Source organism: Arthrobacter crystallopoietes (assembly GCF_002849715.1).
Taxonomy (GTDB): Bacteria; Actinomycetota; Actinomycetes; order Actinomycetales; family Micrococcaceae; genus Crystallibacter; species Crystallibacter crystallopoietes.
The window spans coordinates 990,258-1,015,763 of record NZ_CP018863.1; the positions used below are offsets into that span (position 1 = coordinate 990,258).

Sequence of the window (25,506 nt, forward strand, 5' to 3'; positions counted from 1 at the left end):
GCAGTCTATCTGCCCCCGCCCGGCGCACTCGACGAGTTCCGGAGCGTGACCGCAACAAAACGACGCCGGCACTCGGGTGGGTGGAAAACCCAGCCGAGTGCCGACGTCGTACGTAACTTTGTTGCGGGAAGCGCCGTTTAGCGCGCGGACCAGCCGCCGTCCATGGTGTAACTGGCGCCCGTGACCATTGACGCATCGTCGCTGGCGAGCCAGGCCACCAGTGAGGCCACTTCCTTCGGCTCGACCAGGCGTTTGATGGCGCTTTCGGTCAGCATGATCTTTGCCAGCACCTCGGACTCCGGGATGCCGTGGAGCCGTGCCTGGTCAGCGATCTGCTTCTCCACTAGCGGGGTCCGGACGTAGCCGGGGTTGACGCAGTTGCTGGTCACGCCGTACTCGCCGCCCTCCAGCGCGGTGACCTTGGACAGGCCTTCGAGCCCGTGCTTGGCCGTTACATAGGCGGACTTGAACGGGGAAGCGCGCAGCCCGTGCACCGAGGAAACGTTGATGATGCGGCCAAATCCCTGCGCATACATCTTCGGCAGCGCCGCGCGGACCAGCAGGAACGGGACCTCCAGCATCAGGGTCAGGATCCTCCGGAAGTCCTCCGGGTTGAAGTCCTGGATCGGGCTGACGTGCTGGATGCCGGCGTTGTTGACCAGGATGTCCACGCCGTCGAGCGCTTCGGTAAGCCGATCGTCGGTGACGGCCGAGGGATCCAGCAGATCGACCGCCCGGCTGGAGCCGCCGACTTCCTCAGCCACCGTTTCGGCGCCGGCTTGGTCCATGTCCGCGACGACCACGTGGGCGCCGCGGGCCGCGAGGGCATGCACCACGGCCAAGCCGATCCCGCTGGCGCCGCCGGTGACCAGGGCCCGCCTGCCCGCCAGTGGTTGTGCGGCGGACAGGTCGGTCCGTTCGGTTTCGTTGGTCATGAAAGTTCCCTTACGTAGAGCAGGTTGGTGCTTGTTGCGGGCGCGGACTGGCTCAGTTGGTGACGCGGGCGGTGTTCAGCCCATGCTTGCGGGCGTCGGCGTCGTCAATATCGTGCAGGGAAGCGCCCCGGGTTTCCTTCAGCGTGATCACCGCGACGGCGGTAATGGCACAGGCCACCGCCACGTAGATGGCCACCGGGACCCAGGAGCCGAAGTCCTGCAGCAACGCGGTCGCGATGATCGGCGCCATCGAACCGGCGATAATCGAGGTGACCTGGTAGCCCAGGGAGACGCCGGAGTAGCGCATGCGGGTGGGGAACATTTCAGCCATGATGGCGGGCTGGCCCGCGTACATCAGCGCGTGGAAGCACAGGCCGATGGTCACGGCGGCGATGATGATGAACGGGTTCTGGGTATCGAACATCGGGAAGGCGAAGAACGCCCAGCTGGCCCCGAGCACCGCACCGGCCAAGTACACCGGCTTGCGGCCGAAGGCATCGGAGAGCCGGCCGACCTGCGGAATCACAATGAAGTGGATGACGTGGGCCACCAGCAGCGCCAGCAGCAACTGGCTCGTGTCGTACTCGTGCTCGGTCTTGAGGTACACGATGGTGAAGCTGACGATGATGTAGTAGAGGATGTTCTCGGCGAAGCGCAGTCCCATGGCGCCGAAGATGCCCTTGGGGTACTTCTTCACAACTTCCATCACGCCGTAGCTGACGGCCTTGTCGGCTTCCACCTGGGCGCGGGCTTCAAGGAAGATCGGTGCCTCGTTGACGTGGGTGCGGATGTAGTAGCCGATGATGACGATGAATGCGGACACCCAGAAGGCCACGCGCCAGCCCCAGCTGAGGAACTGATCCGAGGGGAGGATCCAGGACATGCCCAGCAGCACCAGGGTAGCCAGCAGGTTGCCCACCGGAACGGCGGCCTGCGGCCAGCTGGACCAGAACCCGCGCGACTTGTTCGGGCTGTGCTCGGCCACCAGCAGGACGGCGCCGCCCCACTCGCCGCCCACGGCGAAGCCCTGGACGAAGCGCAGGATTACCAGCAGCGCCGGCGCCCAGTAGCCAATGGAGTTGAAGCCGGGCAGGCAGCCCATGAGGAACGTGGCCACGCCGACCATGATGATGGTGACCTGCAGGGTGTGCTTGCGGCCAAGCTTGTCGCCGATCTGGCCGAACACAATGCCGCCGAGCGGACGGGCGATGAAGCCCACCGCGTAGGTCAGGAAGGCCGCGATGATGCCGTCCAGCTCCGTGTTGGCGTTGGGGAAGAAGAACTGGCCGAAGACCAGCGAGGCGGCGGTGGCGTAGAGGAAGAACTCGTACCACTCCACCACCGTGCCCACCATCGAGGCGGCCACAATCTTTTTCAGTCCCGATTTCTCCGTCTCCGGGGACGTCGGCTTGTTGACGCTCATCGGCGCACTCCTTTGTTCTGCAGGTGTCAGCGTTGACATCGGCGTTGCGGGGTCCTGTGTTCCAGCACACAGAACGGCTTTACCGAGTATGGACATAGCCGCTGCTGTGCATCAATGACCAGTTGCGCAGAGATGAAGTGCACAATTGCAGATATGAACAGCCAATCCCCCGGCGCCGCCGCCCCGAACCCCCACGACCTGCTGATCCTGCTCGCCGTGGCGCGGACCGGAAGATTTACGACGGCGGCCGAGAGCCTGGGTTTGAACCACACCACCGTCTCGCGCCGGATTACCGCGTTGGAGAAGAGCCTCGGCGGCCGGACGCTCGCCCGCACCGTGGGCGGCTGGGAGCTCACGGACCTGGGCCGCCGGGCCGTGCGGGCCGCCGAGGACGTGGAGACCGCGGTGGCCACCATCAACGAAGGTGAGGAAGAAGCGGACCAGATCGCCGGCGTCGTACGCATTTCCGCCACCGACGGCTTCAGTGCGTTCATCATCGCGCCGGCGGTGGCCCAGCTGCGCCGGAAGCACCCGAACCTCAGCGTGGAGATTGTCAACGTCACGCGTCGGGCGCTGCAGCACCGCTCCGGCCTGGACCTGGAGGTGGTGGTCGGCGAGCCGCAGGTGCACCGGGCCGAGGCAATCCGGCTGGGCTACTACATGCTGGGAATGTATGCCTCGCGCCGCTATCTGGAGGACTTCGGCACGCCCGCCAGCGTCGCGGAACTCAGCGAGCACCGGCTGGTGTACTTCGTCGACTCGATGCTGCAGGTGGACGATCTGGATGCCCCGCGGCGGCTGGTCCCCGGCATGCTGGATTCACTAAGCTCCACCAACGTTTTCGTCCACGTCGAGGCCACCCGGGCCGGCGCCGGGATCGGCTTCCTGCCCTGCTTTATGGCCGGCCGCCACCCGGACCTAGTGCGGCTTCTGCCGGAGGACTTCCAGGAACGCCTCCCCTACTGGATGGTGCTGCGGCCGGACTCGCTGCGCCAGCCCGCCGTCGCCGCCGTGGCCGAGGCGCTGCGCCGCCGGACGGCCGCCGTCGAAGACGCCCTGCTGGGCCGCGAACCTCTGGATTACTGAGAACGACGGCGGGTGCGTCGCCGGCCGAAGAGTTCCTTGATCCAACCGAAGGCGACGCCGGACTGCCGGCTCGCACCGGTAGCGCAGGTGCAGCGGCGGGACTGCGGAACGTTACGCATCACTTGGTCAACATGGTTTCCACAGCCTGCCCACGTTGCCTTTCCGCATTCTTGGCATGTCGCCGTCCGGCACATATAAGTCCTTCCATCGCTTTATGGTAAGTAGCCGCTTTACTGGCAGCACTCGCCATTCTACATACCCCCATGGGTATAAAGAAGTAATGGAACGGGACTTGCGTAGATACCCCCAAGGGTATTACCGTTGTTGCCATACGGATACCCCCAAGGGGTGTTGGCAAACGACAAGGAGACGACATGCTGCTCGAGCGAATCTATGACCAGGATCTGGCCCAAGCCGGCTACTTCATCGGCTGCCAGGCCAAGGGCGAAGCCGTGGTGGTCGACGCCCGCCGCGACATCGATGTTTACCTCGACCTGGCCAAGGCCAACGGGATGAAGATCGTGGCCGTGGCCGAGACGCACATCCACGCCGACTACCTCTCCGGAACCCGCGAACTGGCCGCAGCCACCGGCGCCGGCATTTACATTTCCGGCGAAGGCGGGACGGACTGGCAGTATGGATTCGACGCCGAACGCCTGCACGACGGCGATGCCATCTCGATCGGAAACATCACTATCCAGGCCCTGCACACACCCGGACACACGCCCGAACACCTCTCGTTCCTGGTCACCGACGGGGCATTCAGCGATCAGCCCGGCTACCTGCTCTCCGGCGACTTCGTCTTCGCCGGCGACCTGGGCCGCCCGGACCTGCTGGACGAGGCCGCCGGCGGCATAGACACCCGCTTCGAAGGCGCGAAGCAGCTCTTCGCCAGCCTACGGACAAAGTTCCTCACGTTGCCGGACCACGTCCAGGTGCACCCGGGCCATGGTTCTGGCAGCGCCTGCGGCAAGGCGCTCGGCGCTATCCCGTCCACGACAGTCGGCTATGAGCGGCTGTACGCCTGGTGGGGCAAGTACCTGGCAGCTAACGACGAGCAAGGCTTCATCGATGAACTGCTCGACGGCCAGCCCGACGCGCACGCCTACTTCGGCCGGATGAAGCGCCAGAACCGCCTCGGCCCAGAGGTTCTTGGCGAACGTGGCCCGCTGCCCGAACTGGACAACCAGGCCGTCGCTGTGGACCTGGCCGCCGACAAGGTCACGTTTGTCGACACCCGCCCCAACGCGCAAGTCCATGAAGGAACCGTGGCCAGCGCCCTGAATATCCCGGCCGGCAACAAGGCCGCCAGCTTCGGCGCCTGGGCCTACGACCCGGAGACCGATGATCGCCCGCTGGTCCTGCTCGCCCCCGACCAGGACGCCGCACAGGAAATGTGGGACCATCTCGTGCGCGTGGGCATCGACAATATCGCCGGCTACACCACGGGCCTGGACGGGTTGCCCACAACGGTTCCGGCCCTGATCCGGCCAGAGGAACTTGACGGCTTCGACGCCGCCCTTGTCCTGGACGTGCGAAACAAGAGCGAGCACGCCGCAGGCCACATCCCCGGCTCCGAGCAGCTCAGCGCCGGCCGGGTGCTCTGGAACCTGGACCAGCTTCCGGCCGACGGCCCCATCGTGACGTACTGCCAGAGCGGGGTCCGCAACTCCGTCGCCGCAAGCACCCTGCGCCGCGCGGGCTACAACGTAGTCGAACTCGACGGCAGCTACGCCGCCTGGGAATCCTGGCAGAAGGCCGGGGAGAACGCTCCGGCCCGCTAAGCCGCGGCAGGCACAATCCGGATGGGCCCGCACGAAAGTGCAGGCCCATCCGGCGTTACACCGCCAACTACGCCGCCGGCGCGCTCTTGGACCGGTACGGCCGCAAGCCCGTACTGCTCGGCGGTTGACTTTTCGCAGTGCCAGTCCCGCTGATGCTGATCTTTGCCGGACTGGGACTGCGGCGTGGCGAGGCCGGGCGGTCGGGATCTACCGGGTCTGGCGCGACCTCGGCTAGGCGGTCGGCGCCGCCCTTGGCGGCATTACCGCTGATCTGCTGGGCCTGCACGCTGCCACCAACGTGGCAGCCAGAATGTACGAACGCTCCCGCCCCGCACGGGTTGGACCCGGCACTCCGAGCCACGGACGCCCATGCCACACAAAAAAGGCGACCCTGCGCAGTCCACCGCGCGGGGCCGCCGTCGTCCAGTCCGGCCGGTCAGGCCAGGGAGAGGAAGAGCTTTTCCAGTTCCTTCTTGTCCATCGAGTTATCCTGCTTGGCCAGGCACTGCTCCAGGCCGGTGGAAATGATCGCGAAGCCTGCCCGGTCCAGTGCCTTGGATACGGCGGCGAGCTGGGTGACCACGTCCTTGCAGTCGCGGCCCTCCTCCAGCATCCGCGTCACGGCGGCCAGCTGGCCCTGGGCGCGCTTGAGCCGGTTAATGACCGGGGTGAGTTCGGTGCTGTCGAGCTGCATGGTGTTCTCCTCGGGGTGAAAGTCTTCCTCCATTCTATACCCCCATGGGTGTCTTGCATACCCCCATGGGTATATGGCAGACTTGTGGCGACACCTCCGCTTCCTTGGAAAGGACCCCCGTTGGCTTCTGAAACTTTGACCGTGACCGCCCTCGACGCGCAGACGCTGCGTGATCGGATGGACAAGCACGAGGACCTGACCGTGATCGATGTCCGTTCCGCCGCCGAATTCGAGACCATGCACATCCGCGGCTCCTACAACGTGCCGCTGCCGCTGCTTTCCGAGCACACCGACGAACTCGTAGAACGCCTCGGGGCGCGCGTTGTCCTGGTCTGCCAGTCCGGTGTCCGCGCCGAGCAGGCCCGCCAGCGTCTGGGCGCCGCCGGGATCGATTCCGCCCTGGTGCTGACCGGCGGCGTACCCGGCTTCGCTGCCGCCGGCGGCGATGTTGTCCGCGGCGCCCAGCGCTGGGATCTCGAACGCCAGGTCCGCATGGCAGCCGGCTCCCTCGTCCTCGGCGCTCTCCTTGCCGGCAAGTTCATCTCCCCCAGGCTGCGCCTGCTAGCCGGTGCCATCGGCGCCGGCCTGACCTTCTCCGCGGCGACGAACACGTGCGCCATGGGCAAGGCCCTGTCCAAAATGCCCTGGAACAAGACCGCGGCCGAACCCACTGCCGACAGCGCCATCCGGCAGCTGCCCGCCGCTTCCGCCTGACCCCCCTCCCCTGAGCCGGTTCCCGCCCTGGCCCCGCCCGGGCGGGAACCACCTCCAACCGGCCTGCATGCACCTTAGGAGCGCGCCATGCCAGAGACCACCATCGACGACACCCATGCACGCCGCACCCTCGACCAGATCCTCGACATCCGGGAAGACTTCGAAACCGCCGAAGGCATGATCCCCGAAGCCCGGCACATCCCCATGGGCGAACTCAACGCCCGCCTCGATGAAGTCGACCGCACCCGCCGCGTCGTCGTGGTCTGCCGCAGCGGCAACCGCAGCGCCCGCGTCGCCGACGCCCTCAACGCCGCCGGCTACACCACCGACACCATGACCGGCGGCATGATCGCCTGGCAGGCCGCCGGCCTGCCCACCCGCTGACCCGGGACCCGGCAGAAGAAAGGACCACTCGCATGACCGTCGCGCTCACGGCCACCCTGCTGCTCTCCGTCGTCATCGGACTCTCCCTCGGCCTGCTCGGCGGCGGAGGCTCCATCCTGACCGTTCCCATCCTCACCTACGTCGCAGGCCTCGACCCCAAGGAAGCCATCGCCGCCTCCCTCTTCGTTGTCGGCGCGACGTCGGCCGTCAGCGCCATTACTCACGCTCGCAGCGGCCGCGTCAAATGGCGTACCGGCCTGATCTTTGGCGCCGCAGGCATGGCCGGAGCGTTCGGTGGGGGCTTGCTCGGCGGACACATCCCCGGAACCATCCTCATGATCGCCTTCGCCCTCATGATGGTCGCCACCTCCATCGCCATGATCCGCGGCCGCAAAAACAAGGCCGCTGCCACCCACAACAGCGAACTGCCCGTCCTCAAAGTCATCCTTGAAGGCCTCGTCGTCGGCCTCGTCACCGGACTCGTCGGCGCCGGCGGCGGCTTCCTCGTCGTACCGGCCCTCGCCCTCCTCGGCGGCCTCGCCATGCCCGTCGCCGTGGGCACCTCACTGATCGTCATCGCCCTAAAATCCTTCGCCGGGCTCGGCGGCTACCTCACCACCGTCAGCCTCGACTGGGGCCTCGTCGCCGCAGTCACCGCGGTCGCGATCGCCGGCTCCATCGTCGGATCCCGCCTCGCTGGCCGCATGCCCGAAGCAGTACTGCGCAAGGGCTTCGGCATCTTCGTCCTGGCCATGGGCGTCTTCGTCCTTGTCCAGGAACTCCCCGCGCCGGCCAACATCATCCTCGCCGTCACCGCCGCCGCACTGGCACTGGCCGCGCTCACCTGCCGGTTCGCGATCCCCAGGTGCCCCTTGCGCACAACCCCTACCCCGGTTGAGCCGGCACAAGCCCGCTAACCCTGGCCGCCCCACAACCATTCAACCCGCCCCGTAACCATTCAAAAGGAGAAATCCATGGCCACCATTGACATCACCGAGCACGACTTCGCCCCGATCATCCGGGAGAACGACATCGTCCTGATCGACTTCTGGGCCAGCTGGTGCGGCCCCTGCCGCATGTTCGCACCCGTCTATGAGGCCGCCTCCGCTCAGCACCCCGACATCGTCTTCGCCAAGGTCGACACCGAGGCCGAACAGGGTCTTGCCGCGGCCGCGGGCATTACCTCCATCCCCACGCTGATGGCCTTCCGCGACGGCGTACTCGTTTTCTCCGAGCCCGGGGCACTGCCGGCAGCAGGCCTCAACGGCGTCATCACGGCAGTCAAGAACCTCGACATGGCCCAACTCCAGACCGGGACCGCCAGATAAACCGAGCGCCAGTCCTAAGCTGACCGCCCGAGACTCCGACCACGCTGTCACCGTCCTACCCAGGCGGTGACGCTCCTCCCCGCCTCTGGAAGGCTCCCACTGTGAACAGCACCGCACTATCGACAACCGGATCCGCCCAGCGCCGCATCGTACGGACGCTGTCGACCGCCCAGATATTCTCCGGGCTGGGCACGGGCTCCACCCTGTCCCTGGGGTCGATCCTGGCTGTCGACCTGTCCGGGTCCGAAACCTGGGCCGGTTCCGTAAACACTGCCCTGACCCTCGGCACCGCCGCCACGGCGATCCCGCTGTCCCAACTGGCCCTGGCCCGCGGGCGGCGCGTCGCCCTGGCCACCGGGCTGGCTGGCGCCATCGCCGGCACCGCTCTGATCATTGGCGCCGTGGTTACCGGGCTTTTCGTGCTGCTGCTGGCCGGAGCGCTAATGGTCGGCCTGGCCTCGGCCGTGAACCTGCAGGCGCGCTTCGCCGTCACGGACCTGGCCGAGCCGGCCCGCAGGGGACGAGACCTCTCCCTGGTGGTTTGGGCGATCACGATCGGCGCCGTTGCCGGACCCAACATGGTCGGGCCCGGCGCTGTGCTGGCCGGTTGGCTGGGCATTCCGGCCTTGTCCGGACCATTCCTGATCTCGGCTGCGGGGATGGTTATCGGCGCAGGCATCGTCGCACTGTTCCTGCGCCCGGATCCTTTGCTGGCCCGCCGGGCTCTCGATGGTGACAACCTGCAGCCGGGCAAGAAGAGTTCCGGGTCGTGGCGGGCCGGGTGGCAGGTCGTGCGCGAACATCCGACCGCCCGTGGAGCGGTGATCGCAGTGGTTGCCGCGCATGCGGTGATGGTTGCGGTCATGTCGATGACCCCACTGCATATGCAGCACCACGCTGGGCACGCGGCCGGGCACCCCGACACCATCGCCCTGATCGGCTTCACCCTCTCCCTCCACGTCGCCGGCATGTACGCCCTCTCCCCGCTGATGGGCTGGCTCACCGACCGCATCGGCGCCGCAAAGACCGTCCTGGCCGGGATGGGAACATTGATCGCCGCGGTGGCGCTGACCGGGCTGCTGCCTTCGAACATGACCGTGGTCACCGCCGGGCTGATCCTGCTCGGACTGGGCTGGTCCGCGGCCACCGTCGCCGGTTCCACCCTGCTGGTCTCCACCCTGACCCCGGCCCAGCGCGTACCCGCCCAGGGCTTCTCCGACGCCACGATGTCCCTGGCCGGTGCCGCCGGCAGCGCCGCGGCCGGACCAATCATGGCTGCCATCGGGTTCCCCGGCATCAGTTCCATGGCAGCACTGCTCATCGTCGCCGCATCCATCACCCTGCTGCGGAAGACCACCATCCGTCGCTGACGCTTGCGCGCACATGGAAGTCGCCGTCATTCCGGACACCGACGACAGTGCATATGCCCGTTCTAAGGGTGATCCGTCAGTTGCTGCCGACAAGGACGTCCCACTGGCTGGGATCGATAGATGCGGTGCTGCTTTCCCACGACGAGCACCCCGACAACCTCGACGACGCCCGAGCCGCCGAGGTCGCGGTTCTCCTCGGTGCCACGTGGCGTCATTCCGGCCCACGTGGACAGTTTGGCCCACATCACCGAAGACCGTGACGAGCTTGTCTCCGCCTTCGCAGCGGCCGGACTGACCGACCGCCTGCAACTGGACTAATACAACGGACCGGGCCCTCCCAGCATTCCAATGTCAGGAGGCCCTCGCCGAGCGGGTAGCGGAGCGGCTGGCCTGCGGCATAATGCGGCTGGGCGGCCCCGTCTGCGCACCCGCTGCGGCGACCGCATTGATGCTCTCGCCGTCGAACAGATCGCCTTTACTCCCGACCTACCAGCAGAGGTGCGCGCCACTGTCCGAAGCGGCCGCCGTTTGGATGGGCTCGGTGCAGGCCGTCGCTGTACAAGGCCGGGGGCTTCTGGCGCTCCGAGCAGTCCGCCAAGCGCCGCTGGGCGGGGTCCGTCCCGGTTCGCCCGTTACCGTCGCTGAAGGAGCGGCCGTCTCTAACTGAGAAGGGGGCGACCGCGTCGGACCGCGCCGGTTAGACGCGGTCCTGCCGGGCAGCGACGGGGCTCTCGACGCGCACCTCGGTGATGTTTTCGGCGCCCTGGTTGAGGGTGCGTTTGACCGTGCACAGCCGGTCGATGGAACGTTCAGCGCTGGCGATGAGTTTGTCGCGCTTTTCAGGATCGATCTCCGACATGTCGGTATCGATCAGGGTGACGAGTCTTTCAACCCGGTTCTCGTCAAAGTTTAAGAATGCCTCGACCGTCGCGGTTGCGTTGAAGTCGTCGCCAAGTCGATTGACGAGTTGAGCCTCGGCCGACAGCGCTGCACATCCTGCGGCGGCTGCCTGCAGCAGTTCTACCGGGCTGAAGGAATCTTCGGCGCCGGGCGCGCCGATGCGAAGTTCTGCGCCTCGCCCGTTACGGGCGACGTACGTGGCGGGGCTGGTGCGTTCCGCGGTCAATGCTGGAAGGGGCTCAGTGGCCATGACACTCTCGAATCTCTTAGTGGTTCTTTACTCCCCACCTCTCGGGCGCATACCCAAGGGGGTATGCACACTCAAACATACCCCCTCCGGGTATGTCAAACAGCGGAGCCGTCGGTTGTTTGAAGTGTGGAACAACGGGGTGGGGCCCTTGGGGAAATAGGCGGGCCGCATTCAATTCGCAGCCCCCCTCCACGCCTTACCCCCGAGGGACACCTGACCCTAGTGGCAGCCCCCTGACCGCTCCTGGCTGGATTCAGCATTCCATCCGGCCCCCACCCGGGCACTTCCGTAAGCGAGGCCCTGGCGGACTCGGACCCACCACCGCTGCCCCAACCTCCAAAGAGGACGGGCCAGTCATGCGCGATGGCGCTGAGTGCAGGCGAAAACCTGCCAGCCGGACGAGGTTGCTGTTGAAGGCTCAAGGTCCCACACGGGCACCGCCTTGACATGCATACCCCCTACGGGTATATCTAGAGACGTGGCAATTACCCCCTACGGGTATCAGAGCGGGAAGGGATACGACAATGAACACCACTGAGTACTTAGTGACCGGAATGACCTGCGGGCACTGCGAAATCTCCGTCCGGGAGGAGGTCCAGGAGGTCTCCGGCGTCCAGGGCGTCGAGGTAAGCCACCGGACCGGCAGGCTCGTGGTCACCGGCAACCAACCTGTCCAGGACGCCGCCGTCATTGCCGCCCTCGAGGCGGCTGGCTACCAGGGTGTGCGGTCGAAGTGAATGCCGCCGGTCGACTGGGAGCTTACGGCGTAGGTCTGGCCGTGGTGTTCGCCGGAGCATTTGCCGCCGCGGATGTCCTGGTCCCGGCCGAAATCGCAAGCAGTTGGGCACAACCCGCCGGACACGGACAGACAACAGCAGCAGAAGGAGAGGATATGAACCACGAGGCAACCGGGACCGGTGGAAACCATTCCGCCCACCCCGTCCAGGGTGTAACCGTCGAACAGGGTGGATATGTTCTGCAGCAGGTCTCCGCGCCTTCCGCTACGGGTGAGCAAGGGGAGCTTTCGTTCACGATTACCGGCCCCGACGGGGCGCCGGTCACCGACTTCGAGACCGGGCACGACAAGGACCTGCACCTGATCGTGGTGCGCTCCGACGGAAGCAATTACCGTCATGTGCACCCGGTGATGGATCAGGCCGGGCGCTGGTCCCTGCCCTGGCAATGGGATGCGGCCGGCACCTACCGGCTCTACGCCGACATTGCGCCGGCGGGAGCGGACAGCAACATCACGCTGACTCGCACCGTCGACGTGGCCGGAACCTTCAACCCGGCCGCCCCTAAAGTAAGCATCACCGACGAGGTCAACGGGTTCGAGGTTTCCTTGGAGGGCGGCCTGTCGGCGGGCGCGGCGTCGGCGCTGGCCATCAACGTCACCCGCGACGGGCAGCCGGTCACCACCTTGGAACCCTATCTGGGTGCCTACGGGCACCTGGTCGCCCTGCGCGCTGGGGATCTGGCCTACCTGCACGTCCACCCCGAAGGTGCCGAGCCGGCAGAGGGCGAAGTGTCCGGGCCGGCGGTCGGCTTCGCAGCCACGGCCCCGACTTTGGGCCGCTACTACCTGTACTTCGACTTCCAGGTCGACGGGAAGGTCCACACTGCCCGGTTCGTCCTCGACACCACCGGATCCATCCACACCGCGACCGACGCCGGCACCGCCGGCGACGGGCACGGCGGCCACTGACCCACCCCTACCATCACTGATACGCCCGGCTTCGAAGGCCGGGCTCATCGGGGAAAGAAGTATGCAATGTCTGCATCTACGGCCCCGTCCAAGGCGCCAGGCACCGACATCGAACTCGAGATCGGCGGGATGACCTGCGCCTCGTGCGCGAACCGGATCGAACGCAAGCTCAATAAGCTCGAGGGTGTCACCGCTACGGTGAACTACGCCACCGAGAAGGCCCGCATCAGTGCCCCGGCCGGCTTCGACCCGCAGGCCCTGGTCGCCGAGGTCGAGAAGACCGGCTACACTGCCGCGGTCCCGGCCGCACGGAAGGAGCAGTCCGCAGAGGCCGGCGGGGAGCAGCCGGACACCGAACTGGTCGCGCTGCGGCACCGGCTGATCGGCAGCATCATCCTGTCGGTGCCGGTCATCGCGATGGCGATGGCCCCCGCACTGCAGTTCCCCTACTGGCAGTGGCTGTCCCTGGCGATGGCCGCACCGGTGATCGTCTGGGCCGGCTGGCCGTTCCACAAGGCCGCTTGGACCAACCTGCGCCACGGCACCGCAACCATGGACACCCTGGTCTCCATGGGCACCACCGCCGCGTTCCTGTGGTCGCTCTACGCCCTGTTCCTCGGCACCGCCGGGACACCGGGCATGACACATCCATTCGAGCTGACCGTCGCCCCCACCAACGGCGCCAACAACATCTACTTGGAGGTCGGCGCCGGGGTAATCATGTTCATCCTGGCCGGACGCTACTTCGAGAAACGCTCCAAGCGCCAGGCAGGTGCCGCCCTGCGCGCCCTCCTGGAGCTCGGCGCCAAGGACGTGGCCGTACTGCGCGACGGGGCCGAGACCCGCATCCCCACCGACCAGCTGACCGTGGGGGACGAGTTCGTGGTCCGCCCCGGAGAGAAGATCGCCACCGACGGCACCGTCGTCAGCGGCCGCAGCGCGGTCGATGCCTCGATGCTCACCGGCGAATCCGTGCCGGTCGAGGTCGAGGCCGGCGACCAGGTCACCGGAGCCACCGTCAATGCCGGCGGCCGCCTGGTCATCCGCGCCACCCGCATCGGCTCCGACACCCAGCTGGCGCAGATGGCCCAGCTGGTGGAAAACGCCCAGTCCGGCAAGGCCGAGGTGCAGCGCCTAGCCGACCGCGTCTCCGGCATCTTCGTGCCCATCGTCATCGCCATCGCCGTGGGCACGCTCGCCGCCTGGCTCGGCGCCGGATTCCCGGCCACCGCAGCGTTCACCGCGGCCGTGGCCGTACTCATCATCGCCTGCCCCTGCGCCCTGGGCCTGGCCACCCCGACCGCACTGCTCGTCGGTACCGGCCGCGGCGCCCAGCTGGGAATCCTGATCAAGGGCCCGGAAGTGCTCGAATCCACCCGCAAAATCGACACCGTCGTGCTGGACAAGACCGGCACCGTCACCACCGGCAAGATGACCCTGCAGGACGTGCACACCTCCGAAGGCACCGACCGGGACCAACTGCTGCGCCTCGCCGGTGCAGTCGAGGATTCCTCGGAGCACCCGATCGCTCAGGCCATCGCCAAGGGCGCCACCGAACGCACCGGGCAGCTGCCCGTGCCCGAGTCCTTCAAGAACATCGAGGGCAAGGGCGTGCAGGGAATCGTCGACGGGCACCTCGTCCTGGTCGGACGCACCTCGCTGACGACCGACTGGTCCTTGCCCATCGACGCGAACCTCGCCGCCGCGAAGGCAAACGCCGAAGCGGCCGGACAGACCGCCGTCGTCGTTGCCTGGGACGGCGCGGTACGCGGCGTGCTGACCGTGGCCGACGCCGTCAAGGCCACCAGCGCCGAAGCGATCCGGCAACTGAAGGCCCTGGGACTGACCCCGGTACTGCTGACCGGTGACAACCAGGCCGTGGCGGAACAGGTCGCCGCGCAGGTCGGCATCGGACAGGTCATCGCCGAGGTCCTGCCTCAGGACAAAGTCGACGTCGTGGCCCGGCTCCAAAAAGAGGGCAAAATCGTGGCCATGGTCGGCGACGGCGTCAACGACGCCCCCGCCCTGGCCCAAGCCGACCTCGGACTGGCCATGGGCACCGGCACCGACGTGGCCATCGAGGCCGCCGACCTCACCCTCGTCCGCGGTGACCTCCGCGCCGCCGCCGACGCGATCCGCCTGGCCCGCAAGACCCTGGGCACGATCAAGACCAACCTGTTCTGGGCCTTCGCCTACAACGTCGCTGCGATCCCGCTGGCCGCCTTCGGCCTGCTCAACCCGATGCTCGCCGGCGCCGCCATGGCGTTCTCCAGCGTTTTCGTCGTCGGCAACAGCCTGCGCCTGCGCTCCTTCAAGAGCAAGGCAACAACCCGGCAGTCCTCGACTTCCACCCCTGCGCCTGCACCGATCAGCGCCTGAACCACCACCCACCCCCACCGCTAGGAAACCAACACCATGGGAAGCTGCTGCAGCTCGAACGCTACGAACACCACGGCCGAGGACCTGACCCTTACCACACGCCCCGAACAGGCCGACTCGCTCGCCCGGTGCCCGGTCATGGCCGGTACACCGGTCGACAAGGCCGATGCCGAGGCCAAGGGATTGTTCCGCGACTACGATGGCCAGCGATACTGGTTCTGCTGCGCCGGCTGCGGACCGAAGTTCGACGCCGACCCGGCCACCTACGCAAACGCGGGCTGACGCCCGACCCGGCCTGGCAGGTCCGGGGCCGGCACTTAGACGGCCCCGGGCCTCGCAGACCGCCAAGAAAGAAAGACCAGGAGCCACCATGGACACCACCCCTGCCACTGCGGACACCACCGTCGACGGCCATACAGCCCACGGTTATATCTCCGACAAAGCCCGCTACCTCGCCCGCATGAAGCGGATCGAAGGGCAGGCCCGAGGCATCCACCGGATGGTCGACGAGGAGCAGTACTGCATCGACATCCTCACCCAGATCTCTGCCCTGACCTCCGCCCTGCGAGGCGTCGCGCTGGGACTCCTCGACGACCACATGAAGCACTGCCTCCTCGACGCAACCCATCTCGGCCCGGAGGCGGCCGAAGCCAAGATCCAGGAAGCTTCCGACGCCATCGCCCGCTTCGTCCGCTCCTGACACCCGCGGCCTTCTTCCCTGACCAACGCGGCCCAGGCTCCGGATTTTAAGCCGCCAAAGCCGCCAGCCAGAGTTACCTCGCGCTCTGTTGAAGTACGGGGATGTAGCCCTCCCAGCCGCCCGGTACTGCCGGGGTTCTCAGGTGAGCCGCGTGGATGAACCTGTTCCACTTCCGACCATTGGTCTGACATTGCATGCTCGACGTCCTGGCTCCGGCAGAGGAGCCAGGAGATCACGCAACCGACCGGGATACCGATAAAGAATGCAATGTCGACGCCGCCGAGCGCTTCGGCAATCGCACCCTGGAAGAAGCCGGTTCATATTAGTGCTGGCCGCGCCTTAAACGTGCGACGGCGGGGCGCGGCATTGTGCCGCGCCCCGCCGTCGATCTTTGCGAGAGCTTTGTTAGAGCTGTGCGCCGACCTTGAAGCCGCGCTCTTCGCCCGGTTCGCGGGTGTAGGAGAAGCCGTCGGCCCCGATGGTCACGGCCATTTCGGAGGCGTCGGTGCGCTTGATGACTTCCTGGGGGTTGCCGTCCAGGTCCAGGACCAGGGAGGCCTCGGTGTACCAGGACGGGACCACCGGGTTGCCCCACCAGTCGCGGCGCTGGTTGTCGTGGACGTCCCAGGTGACGGTGGGGTTGTCCGGGTCGCCGGTGTAGTAGTCCTGGGTGTAGATCTCGATGCGGTGGCCGTCCGGATCCAGGATGTACAGGTAGAACGCGTTGGAGACGCCGTGACGGCCGGGGCCGCGTTCGATCCGGTCAGAGATGCGCAGGGCGCCCATCTTGTCGCAGATCTGGATGATGTTGTGCTTTTCGTGCGTGGCGAAGGCAACGTGGTGCATGCGCGGGCCGTCGCCGCCGGTGAGGGCGGTGTCGTGGACGGTCTGCTTGCGGTGCATCCAGGCCGCGTAGGTCACGCCGTCGGAATCCTTGATGTCTTCGGAGACGCGGAAGCCCAGGTCCTCCAGGTACTTGCGGCCGCGCGGGACGTCCGGGGTGACCTGGTTGAAGTGGTCCAGGCGGACCAGTTCGCCGGCGCTGTAGAGGTCGTAGCGCTGGGTGAGGCGCTCGACGTGCTCGACGTCGTAGAAGAACTCGTACGGGAAGCCCAGCGGGTCCTCCACGCGGACGGAGTCGCCGATGCCCTTGGAGAAGCCGTCCTTGCGGCGCTCGGTGCGGCACCCGAGTTCCTTGTAGTACGCCTCGGCGGCGTCCACTTCGGCCGGGGACTTCACCCGGTAGGCAAACGAGGCAACGGCGGCGACCGGGCCCTTGCGCAGCACCAGGTTGTGGTGGATGAACTCCTCGAAGGAGCGCAGGTAGATGGTGTTCTCGTCCTCTTCGGTCACGTGCAGACCGAGGACATCCACGTAGAACTCGCGGGACTTGGCCAGGTCCGTGACGACCAAATCCATGTACGCGCAGCGGACAATGTCCGGAGCAGGGACGCTGGGCTTGGGAATTTCGTTGCTCATAATGGTTCCTTCGAATTTTTGGATTGGTGAGGGAGTGGGCCCATGGACCTGGGCCCACTCCCTTCGGGGGCCGACGCTAGCGACGGAGGTCTGGGCTCGGCGTCAGCCCCGGTCAAGCGTCCGGAGCAAGCCGGACAAGCAATTAGGCGTCGCCCGTTTCCTTGCTGGCCTCAACGCCGAACTTGGGCGAGTGGGCCTCATTGAGGGTGATCTGCACCGACTGCTGCGTGGTGTAGAAATCGACCGAGCGGTAGCCGCCCTCGCGTCCGAGGCCCGAGGCCTTGACGCCGCCGAACGGGGTGCGCAGGTCGCGCACATTGTTCGAGTTCAGCCACACCATGCCCGACTCGATGGCGTGTGCGAAGTTGTGCGCGCGCTTCAAATTCGTCGTCCAGACGTAGGCTGCGAGACCGTACTTAGTGTTGTTCGCGAGCTCGAGCGCCTCTTCGTCGGTGTCGAAGGGGGTGATCGCAACGACAGGCCCGAAGATTTCCTCCTGGAAAATCCGGGCATCGGGGGCGACGTCGGCGAACACGGTCGGTGCAACGTAGTTGCCCGTGGGGAAACCCTCGGGACGACCGCCGCCGGCGAGAAGGCGGCCCTCGGACTTGCCGATCTCGATGTAGCTCATGACCTTGTCGAAGTGGTTGGGGTGCACCAGCGAGCCGACCTCGGTCCCGGGATCGCTCGGGAGGCCCACCACGATGTTCTTCGCGCGCTCGGCGAAGCGAGCCACGAAGTCATCGTAGATGTCGCGCTGCACGAGCACGCGGCTGCCGGCGGTGCAACGCTCGCCGTTCAGGCTGAACACACCGAAGACAGTGGCGTCGAGGGCGGCCTCGATGTCGGCGTCGGCGAAGACAACAGCCGGGCTCTTGCCGCCAAGCTCGAGCGAGAGGCTCTTGAACTGGGGTGCGGCAGCGGTCGAGATGGTGGCACCGGTCGAGCTGTCACCGGTGAACGAAACGATCGGCACATCCGGGTGCTTCACGAGGTAGTCGCCCGCGACGCCGCCGGAGCCGAAGATCAGGTTGAAGACTCCCTCGGGCACGCCTGCCTCGCGGAAGATCTCGGGCCACAGCGCGGCGGAGAGCGGCGTGTAGCTGGCCGGCTTCATGACAACGGTGTTGCCAGTTGCGAGTGCCGGGGCGAGCTTCCACGACTCCTGCATGAAAGGAACGTTCCACGGCGTGATCAGCGCGGCGACGCCGATCGGCTTGCGGTTTACGTAGTTGATCTGGCGACCGGGCACCTTGAACGCGTTGTCCTCCAGCCCGACGATGAGGTCGGCGAAGAAGCGGAAGTTCTCGGCGGCGCGGCGGGCTTGGCCCTTGGCCTGGGTGATCGGCAGGCCGGAGTCGTAGCTCTCGAGGTAGGCGAGTTCGTCGTCGCGGGATTCGACGATATCGGCGATCTTGTGCAGCACTCGCGAGCGTTCGCGGGGCAGCATCTTCGGCCACGGGCCTTCCTTGAAGGCGTGCTTAGCGGCCGCGACGGCGAGGTCCACGTCTTCCGTCTGGCCGGACGCAGCCGTGGCGTAAGTCTGGTTGGATACCGGGTCCAAGACCTCAAAGGTCTCGCCGCCGATGGAGTCGACAAACTTGCCGTCGATGTAGTGCTGGATGTGGCCGGGCAGGTTCTCCGGGACAAAGTGCTTGCTCACGGGCGTGATCCTTCCCCCCTCGTTCGAGGGGTTTTCTTCCAAGGGCGAGAACGTTTCGGATTTGAAATCGTATACGATCCATGGTGACCGAAGACACGCGCTGCTGTCAATAGCTACGCGAACCGCGCCATGAAGGCGCCCAGCCTTCCCCAAGCCTCGACACTGCGTCACCCAGCAACCTTGCTCCGCCTTATGGCCGCCTCGCCTCTTCCGGGCCACCCAGAACGACTCTTTCCAGAATCTTGTGAGCACCACCACCTCGTGCTAGAGTCTTCCCACTCAGAAAGCATCAGTTCCTACTAGGTGGGAACATTGGGCCGGGGGCATCGCGAAAGCGAAGCTCTTGACTCCGGCTGATCGCCGTACACAGAAGTGCTCGTGTAAGAGCAGGGAAGAAGAACTATGACTGATTACGAAATTGCTGTCATTCCCGGCGACGGAATCGGCCCTGAAGTTGTTGACGCAGCCCTGTCCGTGCTGAAGGAATGCGAAGCGCGCTACGGACTGGAGATCAACTACACCTTCCATGACTTCAGTGCAGACCTATACCGCCGTACCGGACGGAAGATCACTGCTGCCGACATGGATGAGATCGGCAAGGCGGACGCCGTGCTGTTCGGCGCCATGGGGCTGCCCGACGTGCGCGGACCGGAAGGTCTCGAATTGGGCGCCCAGGTTGAAATGCGGGCGCACTACGGACTCTTCTCAAGCCTGAGGCCGGTTCGGCTTTTTCCCGGCGTTGAGAGCCCTGTGAAGGCGAAGAACGTCGACATGCTCGTGATCCGCGAAACGTCCGAAGGGATGTTCGCAGGGCTGGCCGATGAGCACGAGCCCAGCGATGAGAGCGCGAGTGACCGCATGACGATCACCCGGGCCACGTGCGAAAAGCTTTTCGATGTTGCGTTCTCCCAGGCCCGCGCGCGCCGCAAGCGTGGAACCCCCGGGCATGTGACCCTGCTGCATAAGTCCAATGCCTTGCGCAGCAACGTCCTGATGGAGAAGGTGTTCGACGAGGTCGCCGCGAAGAACGACGATATCGGCAATGCAAAGTTCTACATTGACGCGGGTTCGATGTACATGGTTACCAACCCGGAACGATACGACGTCGTCGTCACGGAGAACATTTTCGGCGACATTGTTTCAGAGATTGCAGCCGGCCTCGTCGGCGGTCTCGGCGTCGCGCCTTCTGCCGACGTCAGTCTGACACATGGCGTGTTCCAGCCGTCTCACGGCAGCGCGCCCGATATCGCGGGCAAGGGGATCGCCAATCCGACGGCGATGATCCTGTCCGCCGCAATGATGCTGGAGTGGCTGGGCGAGCGCCGCGAGGACGACCGCTGCACCAAGGCGGCACAGACCATTCAAAGCGCCGTCGAGTCAACGCTGGCGACAGGCCCTCGTGCACGCGACCTCGGCGGGACAGCGGGCACGCAGGAAGTGGTGGACGCCATCGTCAGTGCCTTGCCTGCGTAGTTGAAACCTGGGCGGCGCGCACACCGTGCGGCCCAGGTCACAGGCAGGTCGTCGCTCCCCCGATGCACACTGTCTGATCAGTCAGATTCCCGTGTAGCAGTCGCCAGATCTTGACGTACGAAAGGTGCGCACCAATGACATATAAGGTTCTGTTCCTCAACCCTTTGAAGGACTATATTGACCGCCTCGTGGATTCCACGCCTGACGGCTTCAGCATCACGGTGATGCCGGCAGGGGCGGATGTTGCAGACATGTGCCGTGAAGCTGCGGATGCCGATTTCCTCATTTCGGGCGTCGAGGTTCCCGAAGAGGTGTTCCGGGCCGCCCGGAACGTGAAGTTCATTCAGTACATGAGCTCCGGCTATGGGCAGTTGCCGCTGACAGTCCTGAACGACCTGGGTGTCCCGGTGGCCCAGATGAAGACCCATTCCATCTCCGTCGCGGAGCATGCGCTTACGTTGATGTTGACATGTCTGCGGCGGATTCCGGCCTCCATGCAGTTGATGCGCGAGGGGAAATGGCGCCCCGACCTGGACGAGATGTCCTACTCGGAGCTGTACAACAAGACAGTCGGGATCGTCGGCCTCGGAAATATCGGGCGCTGGGTCGGCAAGATCGTGCACCACGGCTTCGGCGCCAACGTGGTCTTCTATGACAACGCCGAGATCCCGTTGACCGTTTCCGAGCTCATCCCGGCGCGCCCCGTCACGCTGGAGGAGCTCATGGCGATCTCCGACGTCGTCTGCCTGAGTCTTCCGTTGAATGCGGAATCCGACCAGTTGATCGGGCGGAACGAACTGGCGCTGATGAAGCGCAGCGGTGTTCTCGTCAACGTCGGGCGCGGTGAGGTCATCGATGAGGCCGCGCTCATCGAGTGTCTGCGCGAAGGTCGCATCGCAGGGGCCGGACTCGATGTCTTTGCGCGAGAGCCATTGGACACTGCCAGCGAACTGCTGAATTTGGAGCAGGTGGTCTGCACGCCTCATATGGCAGGCGTCGGCTGGGAAAACGTCCAGCGGAGGATCGCGACCGTGTGGCAGAACTTCGATACGGTCCTACGCGGCGGCATGCCCAGCGGGGTCGTGACGGCGACAAAACGAGCGGCCAACAGCCCTGCCTCCTTGGAACTCGTCGGAGGAGCCGCGCGAGTCTAGCGCACCAATGCCTGCGGTCTTCATCAGCAGCGGAGTAGCTACGGCGCTTCTGCCAACTGTTTGCACCTGACCCCAGAAATACCGCCTGACCTGACCCTGATGAAAGGGAATACCATGTACACCACCTCGACCCAAGAGCCATCGGGTACCAGCGACGACGCCCGGCGCGACGCGCGCGAGGCGCTCGAGCAGGAGACCAACGCCAGCACGGAGTCCGTCCTGGCCCGTCCGGTCGACAAGACCGTCGACGGCCGCGGCGCCGTGCACCACCCGGGTGCCGGCTGGAGGCGGATCGCCAGCGTGCCGATCGCGCTGTACCTGATCATGTCCGCCGCTGTGCTCACCGCGGCCGTGACCGGGACACTGCCGCCGTCAATGCTGTCCGGCTTCGCCGTGACGATCCTGCTGGGCGGCCTGTTCATCTGGCTCGGCAACCGGGTGCCGGTGATCCGCGACTTCGGTCTGCCGACCATCCTGTGCACCTTCGCCCCGGCCACACTGGCCTTCTTCGGTCTCGTCCCGGAGCAGATCATCACGGTGGCCAGCACCTTCATCGATGAGCAGGGCTTCCTTGACTTCTTCGTCATGGCGATCATCGCTGGCTCCATCCTGGGCATGCCGCGTGCGCTGCTGGTGAAGGCCGGGCCGCGCTTCGCCGTCCCGGTGCTTGGCACCATCACCGTAACGTTCCTGGTCATCGGCGCGGTGTCGATGGTCTTCGGCAACGGCTTCATCGAGGGCATATTGCTGGTCGCAGCGCCCATCATGGCCGGCGGCCTGGGCTTGGGAGCCCTGCCGATGTCCGAGATGTACGCCGCCCGCACAGGGCAGGACGCCTCCGCCTTCATGGGCGATCTGATGTCCGCCGTTGTGCTGGCCAACGTCTTCTGCATCATCTTCGCCGGCCTGCTCAACGGCCTGGGCAAGAACCGCCCGACCCTGTTCGCCGGCTTCTCCGGCAACGGCGACCTGATCCGGGTCAAGGGCAACCGCCGGGACCTGTCGATGCCGAAGAAGGACGACCACTCCACCTACATCACCCTGGGCAAAGGCCTGCTCTTCGCCGCCGTGATCTTCGTGGTCGGTGAGCTGATGGGAGCGTACCTGACCTTCCTGCATCCCTATGCCTGGGCCATCATCATCATGGTGACCCTCAAGCTGACCGGCTGGCTGCCGAAGGACCTCGAGGAGTCAGCCACCGACTGGGGCGACCTCATCAACGCCGTGCTGGTCCCGGCCCTGCTGGTGGGCGTCTCCCTGACCTACATCAAGATCGACGAGGTCCTGGTTTCCCTGGCCGACCCGGCCTTCATCATCCTGACCTTCCTGTGCGTGCTCGTGGCCGGCCTGTCCTCCGGCATCATCGGCTGGCTGGTGAAGTTCAACTTCGTGGAGGTGGCGATCGTCCCCGGACTCGTCATGGCGGACACCGGCGGATCCGGCGACGTCTCGGTCCTCAGCGCCTCCGAACGCATGCACCTGATGCCGTTTGCGGCGATCACCAACCGCATCGGCGGCACCCTGGTACTGTTCCTCACCTCCCTGATGGTGCCGATGCTGGCCCTCTGAAACGGAAACAAGAAACCGGTGATCCCGAGGTGCCCCGGGCCGATGTCAATCGGCCCGGGGCACCTGGTCACTTTAGGCAGCTACCAGTCCGCTGACCTTGGCCGTCAGCTCCACCGAGCGGAGCCGCTGCGCCGTCGTCGGCGATTGGTGCGCGACAATCAGTTCGTCGGCGTCGGCATGCTTGGCGAAGCCGTCCAGGTACTCCTTAACCGCCTCCGGCGTGCCGACCGCGGAGTACTTCACCATCTGCTCGATGTGCTGGCCCTGCGGCGACTCAAGGATCATGTCCGCTTCCTCGTCGGTGAACGTGCGGTCGCGGCCGAAGAGCAGCGAGACGCGGGAGCGCTTGGTGATGTGGAGCTGCGCCTGGGCATCTTCGTTCGAATCGGCGGCGATGACGTTCACGCCCGCGATCACATACGGCTCGGCCAGCTGCTCGGAGGGCTGGAACTCGCGGCGGTAGGCGGCCACCGCATCCCGCAGCGCATTCGGCGCGAAGTGCGAGGCAAAGGAGTAGGGCAGGCCCAGCGCGGCGGCCAGCTTGGCGCCGAAGAGGGAGGACCCAAGGATGTACAGCGGCACATTGGTGCCCTTGCCCGGCGTGGCCTCCACCCCGGGAATGCGCGTCTGCCCGATCAGGTAGCCCTGGAGCTCCTGCACGTCCTGCGGGAAACTCTCGGCGCTCATCGGATCCCGGCGCATCGCGCGCATGGTGTTCTGGTCGCTGCCCGGCGCGCGGCCCAGGCCAAGATCGATCCGCCCCGGGTGCAGGGTCTCCAGCGTGCCGAACTGCTCGGCAATGGTCAGCGGCGCGTGGTTGGGCAGCATGATTCCGCCGGCGCCCAGCCTGATGCTCTCCGTGTGCGCGGCAACATGGGCAATCAGCACGCTGGTGGCGGAGGACGCGATGGAGGACATGTTGTGGTGCTCGGCGTACCAGACGCGGCGGTAGCCCAGCTCTTCGGCCCGCTGCGCGAGGGCAACGCTGCCCTCAAGGCTGTCCCGCACCGTCTCGCCCTTGCCGATGGTTGCCAGATCGAGGATGGAAAGAGGAACAGTCACTGGTAAGCCAGCCTTTCGTCAGACGCGCATTTCCGGGCATGGTTGCCCGGGTACACCATGGACAACGACGCCGGCGCTCAGCTTATTTCTGCGACTGCACTTTAATGCCGCTCAGGGTGCTTTGGGAATCATGATCCACAGCAGGATGTAGACGATTTCACCGATGCCCACCAGGCCAAAGATCACAAACCCGATCCGTACAAGCAGCTTTGGAATACCGAACCGGGCGGCGAGCGCCGCACAGACGCCGGCGATCATTTTGCCACTGCGGGGCCGAACCAACGTTGAGTTCATGATTTCAGGCTACGCGCGTATTACTATGCCGTGAACAATTGCCTGCCCAAGCAGCTGCCGGATCACCCCAGCAGCCCGCTCGTCGCTGGCGGCGACAGGCATCGAACGCACCTGAAAACCAACCGCCGCCACCCCGGTACACCCGCTGTTCACCCATCCCGTCTGCCGCCTTCGGAACTGCTGAATCGCAGCAGTTTAAGCCCGAATGCGGATCCCAGTCGATGCCTGCGCGGGAGCCGGATCATCTTTATCAGGGCCACCGAGCAGCAGGACACTGACGTTGGCACAGACGATCAGCATGGTGCCGAGCCACTCGGTTGCCCCGAATACCTGGCCCAACATGAGCATCCCGATCACCGCGGCGAAAACGGGGTTCACACTCATCAGCAGTCCGAAGACGTGGGTGGATATGTGACGCAAGGCGATGAGGTCGGCTACGTAGGGCACCGCGGATGCCATGACGCCGGCAGTCGCTGCGCAGGCAATGGCGAAGAAGCTCGGCGGATAGTTCAGAAAGAGGATGATGCCCACCGGTACGAACAGCAGCGCTGACACTCCCGTCGCGGCCGCGGTTCCTTCGATCCCCGGAATGCGGTGTCCAATAGAGCGGTTTAGCAAAATGTACGATGCCCAACTGCACGCGGCAACGAGCGCGAGCCCGATGCCAAGGTAGTCGGTCGAGGGCTCTGGCCAGGCAATGATCACAACGCCGGCCCCGGCGAAAAGACCGGCGACCGCCGTCCCGACCTTCCGCGAGCTGAAGAGGGCAACAGCAAGCGGGCCGAGGAATTCGAGGGTAACGGCCAGGCCTAGTCCAATACGCTCAACGGCGGAGTACAGGCTGAGGTTCATCGTCGCAAAAACCAGAGCCAGCAGCAGGACTGGCCACCACTGATGGCGCGTGAAACTCCGCAGGCGCGGCCGAACGATCGGAAGCAACAGCGCCGCCGCGACAAACTGGCGCACCGCAACAACTCCCACCGGGCCGATCAGCGGAAAGCCGAGGGAAGCGACCGCGGCTCCGGTCTGGTTGGACAACGTGCTTCCGAGCAGGGTGAGCACGCCTGCCCACCCGCGCTTCTTCGTGCTGCCGTTTGCCTTCATGGGGCCATCGTTCCCGTCATGCAACGGTTCGAGAAATGCATGGGCCGGGCGACTTA

At 65.7% G+C, this 25,506-nt stretch carries 24 protein-coding genes; 15 read left to right on the forward strand and 9 right to left on the reverse strand.

Translation table 11 applies throughout. From position 1 onward, the window contains the following. Nucleotides 1-137: 137 nt before the first annotated feature. A complete protein-coding gene (locus tag AC20117_RS04730) occupies nt 138-935 on the reverse strand; it encodes a 3-hydroxybutyrate dehydrogenase (protein ID WP_074700765.1) in 798 nt (265 codons plus the stop codon). Nucleotides 936-987: 52 nt separating this feature from the next. Further along, the gene (locus AC20117_RS04735; protein ID WP_074700764.1) at nt 988-2,358 is read right to left on the reverse strand and encodes an MFS transporter; all 1,371 of its coding nucleotides are present in this window, start codon (nt 2,356-2,358) and stop codon (nt 988-990) included. 153 nt (nt 2,359-2,511) lie between these two features. On the opposite strand from AC20117_RS04735, the gene AC20117_RS04740 reads away from it, so the two are divergent. Continuing rightward, nucleotides 2,512-3,444 (forward strand): LysR family transcriptional regulator, encoded by a 933-nt coding sequence (locus AC20117_RS04740; protein WP_236777444.1) that lies wholly within the window; start codon nt 2,512-2,514, stop codon nt 3,442-3,444. A 374-nt stretch (nt 3,445-3,818) separates the two neighbouring features. Continuing rightward, the gene (locus tag AC20117_RS04750) at nt 3,819-5,228 is read left to right on the forward strand and encodes an MBL fold metallo-hydrolase (RefSeq protein ID WP_074700761.1); all 1,410 of its coding nucleotides are present in this window, start codon (nt 3,819-3,821) and stop codon (nt 5,226-5,228) included. 436 nt (nt 5,229-5,664) lie between these two features. Here the strand turns inward: AC20117_RS04750 and AC20117_RS04755 are convergent, their stop codons facing one another. Further along, the gene (locus AC20117_RS04755; protein WP_074700760.1) at nt 5,665-5,922 is read right to left on the reverse strand and encodes a metal-sensitive transcriptional regulator; all 258 of its coding nucleotides are present in this window, start codon (nt 5,920-5,922) and stop codon (nt 5,665-5,667) included. Nucleotides 5,923-6,099: 177 nt separating this feature from the next. Between AC20117_RS04755 and AC20117_RS04760 the strand changes: the two genes are divergently transcribed. The 5 genes from AC20117_RS04760 to AC20117_RS04780 all read left to right on the forward strand — a co-directional run bounded on the left by AC20117_RS04760 (nt 6,100) and on the right by AC20117_RS04780 (nt 9,718). Beyond that, complete coding sequence (locus tag AC20117_RS04760) at nt 6,100-6,636, forward strand: rhodanese-like domain-containing protein (RefSeq protein WP_211482336.1); 537 nt, start codon at nt 6,100-6,102, stop codon at nt 6,634-6,636. 87 nt (nt 6,637-6,723) lie between these two features. Next, on the forward strand, nt 6,724-7,020 hold the full coding sequence (locus tag AC20117_RS04765) for a rhodanese-like domain-containing protein (protein ID WP_074700758.1): 297 nt from the start codon (nt 6,724-6,726) through the stop codon (nt 7,018-7,020). 32 nt (nt 7,021-7,052) lie between these two features. Then, the gene (locus AC20117_RS04770; protein WP_074700757.1) at nt 7,053-7,937 is read left to right on the forward strand and encodes a sulfite exporter TauE/SafE family protein; all 885 of its coding nucleotides are present in this window, start codon (nt 7,053-7,055) and stop codon (nt 7,935-7,937) included. Nucleotides 7,938-7,994: 57 nt separating this feature from the next. After that, nucleotides 7,995-8,348 (forward strand): thioredoxin, encoded by a 354-nt coding sequence (gene trxA, locus AC20117_RS04775; RefSeq protein WP_074700756.1) that lies wholly within the window; start codon nt 7,995-7,997, stop codon nt 8,346-8,348. Nucleotides 8,349-8,449: 101 nt separating this feature from the next. Next, a complete protein-coding gene (locus tag AC20117_RS04780) occupies nt 8,450-9,718 on the forward strand; it encodes an MFS transporter (RefSeq protein ID WP_074700755.1) in 1,269 nt (422 codons plus the stop codon). A 697-nt stretch (nt 9,719-10,415) separates the two neighbouring features. On the opposite strand, the gene AC20117_RS04790 is transcribed toward AC20117_RS04780, so the two are convergent. Next, nucleotides 10,416-10,868 (reverse strand): OsmC family protein, encoded by a 453-nt coding sequence (locus AC20117_RS04790; protein ID WP_074700754.1) that lies wholly within the window; start codon nt 10,866-10,868, stop codon nt 10,416-10,418. A gap of 524 nt (nt 10,869-11,392) precedes the next feature. On the opposite strand from AC20117_RS04790, the gene AC20117_RS04795 reads away from it, so the two are divergent. From AC20117_RS04795 to AC20117_RS04815, 5 genes are all read left to right on the forward strand, one after another. Further along, on the forward strand, nt 11,393-11,605 hold the full coding sequence (locus AC20117_RS04795; protein WP_074700753.1) for a heavy-metal-associated domain-containing protein: 213 nt from the start codon (nt 11,393-11,395) through the stop codon (nt 11,603-11,605). Beyond that, complete coding sequence (locus tag AC20117_RS04800) at nt 11,602-12,573, forward strand: DUF8832 domain-containing protein (RefSeq protein WP_074700752.1); 972 nt, start codon at nt 11,602-11,604, stop codon at nt 12,571-12,573. The genes AC20117_RS04795 and AC20117_RS04800 overlap by 4 nt, the downstream gene beginning before the upstream one ends. A gap of 66 nt (nt 12,574-12,639) precedes the next feature. Then, nucleotides 12,640-14,952, forward strand: coding sequence for a heavy metal translocating P-type ATPase (locus AC20117_RS04805; protein WP_074700751.1), 2,313 nt, complete (start codon nt 12,640-12,642; stop codon nt 14,950-14,952). Nucleotides 14,953-14,988: 36 nt separating this feature from the next. Then, nucleotides 14,989-15,234, forward strand: coding sequence for a YHS domain-containing protein (locus AC20117_RS04810; protein WP_074700750.1), 246 nt, complete (start codon nt 14,989-14,991; stop codon nt 15,232-15,234). Nucleotides 15,235-15,322: 88 nt separating this feature from the next. Further along, on the forward strand, nt 15,323-15,652 hold the full coding sequence (locus AC20117_RS04815; protein WP_074700749.1) for a metal-sensitive transcriptional regulator: 330 nt from the start codon (nt 15,323-15,325) through the stop codon (nt 15,650-15,652). Between the two features lie 405 nt (nt 15,653-16,057). On the opposite strand, the gene hpaD is transcribed toward AC20117_RS04815, so the two are convergent. After that, nucleotides 16,058-17,131: a 3,4-dihydroxyphenylacetate 2,3-dioxygenase gene (gene hpaD, locus AC20117_RS04820; RefSeq protein ID WP_074700748.1), complete on the reverse strand. Its 1,074-nt coding sequence runs from the start codon at nt 17,129-17,131 to the stop codon at nt 16,058-16,060. A 142-nt stretch (nt 17,132-17,273) separates the two neighbouring features. Beyond that, the gene (gene hpaE, locus AC20117_RS04825; RefSeq protein ID WP_074700747.1) at nt 17,274-18,794 is read right to left on the reverse strand and encodes a 5-carboxymethyl-2-hydroxymuconate semialdehyde dehydrogenase; all 1,521 of its coding nucleotides are present in this window, start codon (nt 18,792-18,794) and stop codon (nt 17,274-17,276) included. A 402-nt stretch (nt 18,795-19,196) separates the two neighbouring features. Between hpaE and AC20117_RS04830 the strand changes: the two genes are divergently transcribed. From AC20117_RS04830 to AC20117_RS04840, 3 genes are all read left to right on the forward strand, one after another. Beyond that, nucleotides 19,197-20,267 carry an isocitrate/isopropylmalate dehydrogenase family protein gene (locus AC20117_RS04830; protein WP_074700746.1) on the forward strand — a complete coding sequence of 357 codons (1,071 nt, stop codon included), beginning with the start codon at nt 19,197-19,199 and terminating at the stop codon, nt 20,265-20,267. A gap of 134 nt (nt 20,268-20,401) precedes the next feature. Beyond that, nucleotides 20,402-21,421: an NAD(P)-dependent oxidoreductase gene (locus tag AC20117_RS04835; RefSeq protein ID WP_074700745.1), complete on the forward strand. Its 1,020-nt coding sequence runs from the start codon at nt 20,402-20,404 to the stop codon at nt 21,419-21,421. Nucleotides 21,422-21,535: 114 nt separating this feature from the next. Next, nucleotides 21,536-22,990, forward strand: coding sequence for a 2-hydroxycarboxylate transporter family protein (locus AC20117_RS04840; RefSeq protein ID WP_074700744.1), 1,455 nt, complete (start codon nt 21,536-21,538; stop codon nt 22,988-22,990). A 72-nt stretch (nt 22,991-23,062) separates the two neighbouring features. On the opposite strand, the gene AC20117_RS04845 is transcribed toward AC20117_RS04840, so the two are convergent. From AC20117_RS04845 to AC20117_RS04855, 3 genes are all read right to left on the reverse strand, one after another. Then, nucleotides 23,063-24,052 carry an LLM class flavin-dependent oxidoreductase gene (locus AC20117_RS04845; RefSeq protein ID WP_074700743.1) on the reverse strand — a complete coding sequence of 330 codons (990 nt, stop codon included), beginning with the start codon at nt 24,050-24,052 and terminating at the stop codon, nt 23,063-23,065. A 111-nt stretch (nt 24,053-24,163) separates the two neighbouring features. Further along, complete coding sequence (locus AC20117_RS04850; RefSeq protein ID WP_074700742.1) at nt 24,164-24,346, reverse strand: PspC domain-containing protein; 183 nt, start codon at nt 24,344-24,346, stop codon at nt 24,164-24,166. A 195-nt stretch (nt 24,347-24,541) separates the two neighbouring features. Beyond that, entirely contained in the window at nt 24,542-25,450 is a 909-nt protein-coding gene (locus AC20117_RS04855; protein WP_074700741.1) for an EamA family transporter, read from the reverse strand. Nucleotides 25,451-25,506: the final 56 nt, after the last annotated feature.

Bases quoted from the DNA above. Each gene is read 5' to 3' on its own strand.
- AC20117_RS04830 (WP_074700746.1), top strand. From the start codon at position 19,197: ATGACTGATTACGAAATTGCTGTCATTCCCGGCGACGGAATCGGCCCT.
- AC20117_RS04810 (WP_074700750.1), top strand. From the start codon at position 14,989: ATGGGAAGCTGCTGCAGCTCGAACGCTACGAACACCACGGCCGAGGAC.
- AC20117_RS04795 (WP_074700753.1), top strand. From the start codon at position 11,393: ATGAACACCACTGAGTACTTAGTGACCGGAATGACCTGCGGGCACTGC.
- AC20117_RS04735 (WP_074700764.1), bottom strand. From the start codon at position 2,358: ATGAGCGTCAACAAGCCGACGTCCCCGGAGACGGAGAAATCGGGACTG.
- AC20117_RS04815 (WP_074700749.1), top strand. From the start codon at position 15,323: ATGGACACCACCCCTGCCACTGCGGACACCACCGTCGACGGCCATACA.
- AC20117_RS04760 (WP_211482336.1), top strand. From the start codon at position 6,100: ATGGACAAGCACGAGGACCTGACCGTGATCGATGTCCGTTCCGCCGCC.
- hpaD (WP_074700748.1), bottom strand. From the start codon at position 17,131: ATGAGCAACGAAATTCCCAAGCCCAGCGTCCCTGCTCCGGACATTGTC.
- AC20117_RS04730 (WP_074700765.1), bottom strand. From the start codon at position 935: ATGACCAACGAAACCGAACGGACCGACCTGTCCGCCGCACAACCACTG.
- AC20117_RS04740 (WP_236777444.1), top strand. From the start codon at position 2,512: ATGAACAGCCAATCCCCCGGCGCCGCCGCCCCGAACCCCCACGACCTG.
- AC20117_RS04790 (WP_074700754.1), bottom strand. From the start codon at position 10,868: ATGGCCACTGAGCCCCTTCCAGCATTGACCGCGGAACGCACCAGCCCC.
- AC20117_RS04750 (WP_074700761.1), top strand. From the start codon at position 3,819: ATGCTGCTCGAGCGAATCTATGACCAGGATCTGGCCCAAGCCGGCTAC.
- AC20117_RS04770 (WP_074700757.1), top strand. From the start codon at position 7,053: ATGACCGTCGCGCTCACGGCCACCCTGCTGCTCTCCGTCGTCATCGGA.
- AC20117_RS04765 (WP_074700758.1), top strand. From the start codon at position 6,724: ATGCCAGAGACCACCATCGACGACACCCATGCACGCCGCACCCTCGAC.
- AC20117_RS04835 (WP_074700745.1), top strand. From the start codon at position 20,402: ATGACATATAAGGTTCTGTTCCTCAACCCTTTGAAGGACTATATTGAC.
- AC20117_RS04850 (WP_074700742.1), bottom strand. From the start codon at position 24,346: ATGAACTCAACGTTGGTTCGGCCCCGCAGTGGCAAAATGATCGCCGGC.
- AC20117_RS04755 (WP_074700760.1), bottom strand. From the start codon at position 5,922: ATGCAGCTCGACAGCACCGAACTCACCCCGGTCATTAACCGGCTCAAG.
- AC20117_RS04805 (WP_074700751.1), top strand. From the start codon at position 12,640: ATGTCTGCATCTACGGCCCCGTCCAAGGCGCCAGGCACCGACATCGAA.
- AC20117_RS04855 (WP_074700741.1), bottom strand. From the start codon at position 25,450: ATGAAGGCAAACGGCAGCACGAAGAAGCGCGGGTGGGCAGGCGTGCTC.
- AC20117_RS04840 (WP_074700744.1), top strand. From the start codon at position 21,536: ATGTACACCACCTCGACCCAAGAGCCATCGGGTACCAGCGACGACGCC.
- trxA (WP_074700756.1), top strand. From the start codon at position 7,995: ATGGCCACCATTGACATCACCGAGCACGACTTCGCCCCGATCATCCGG.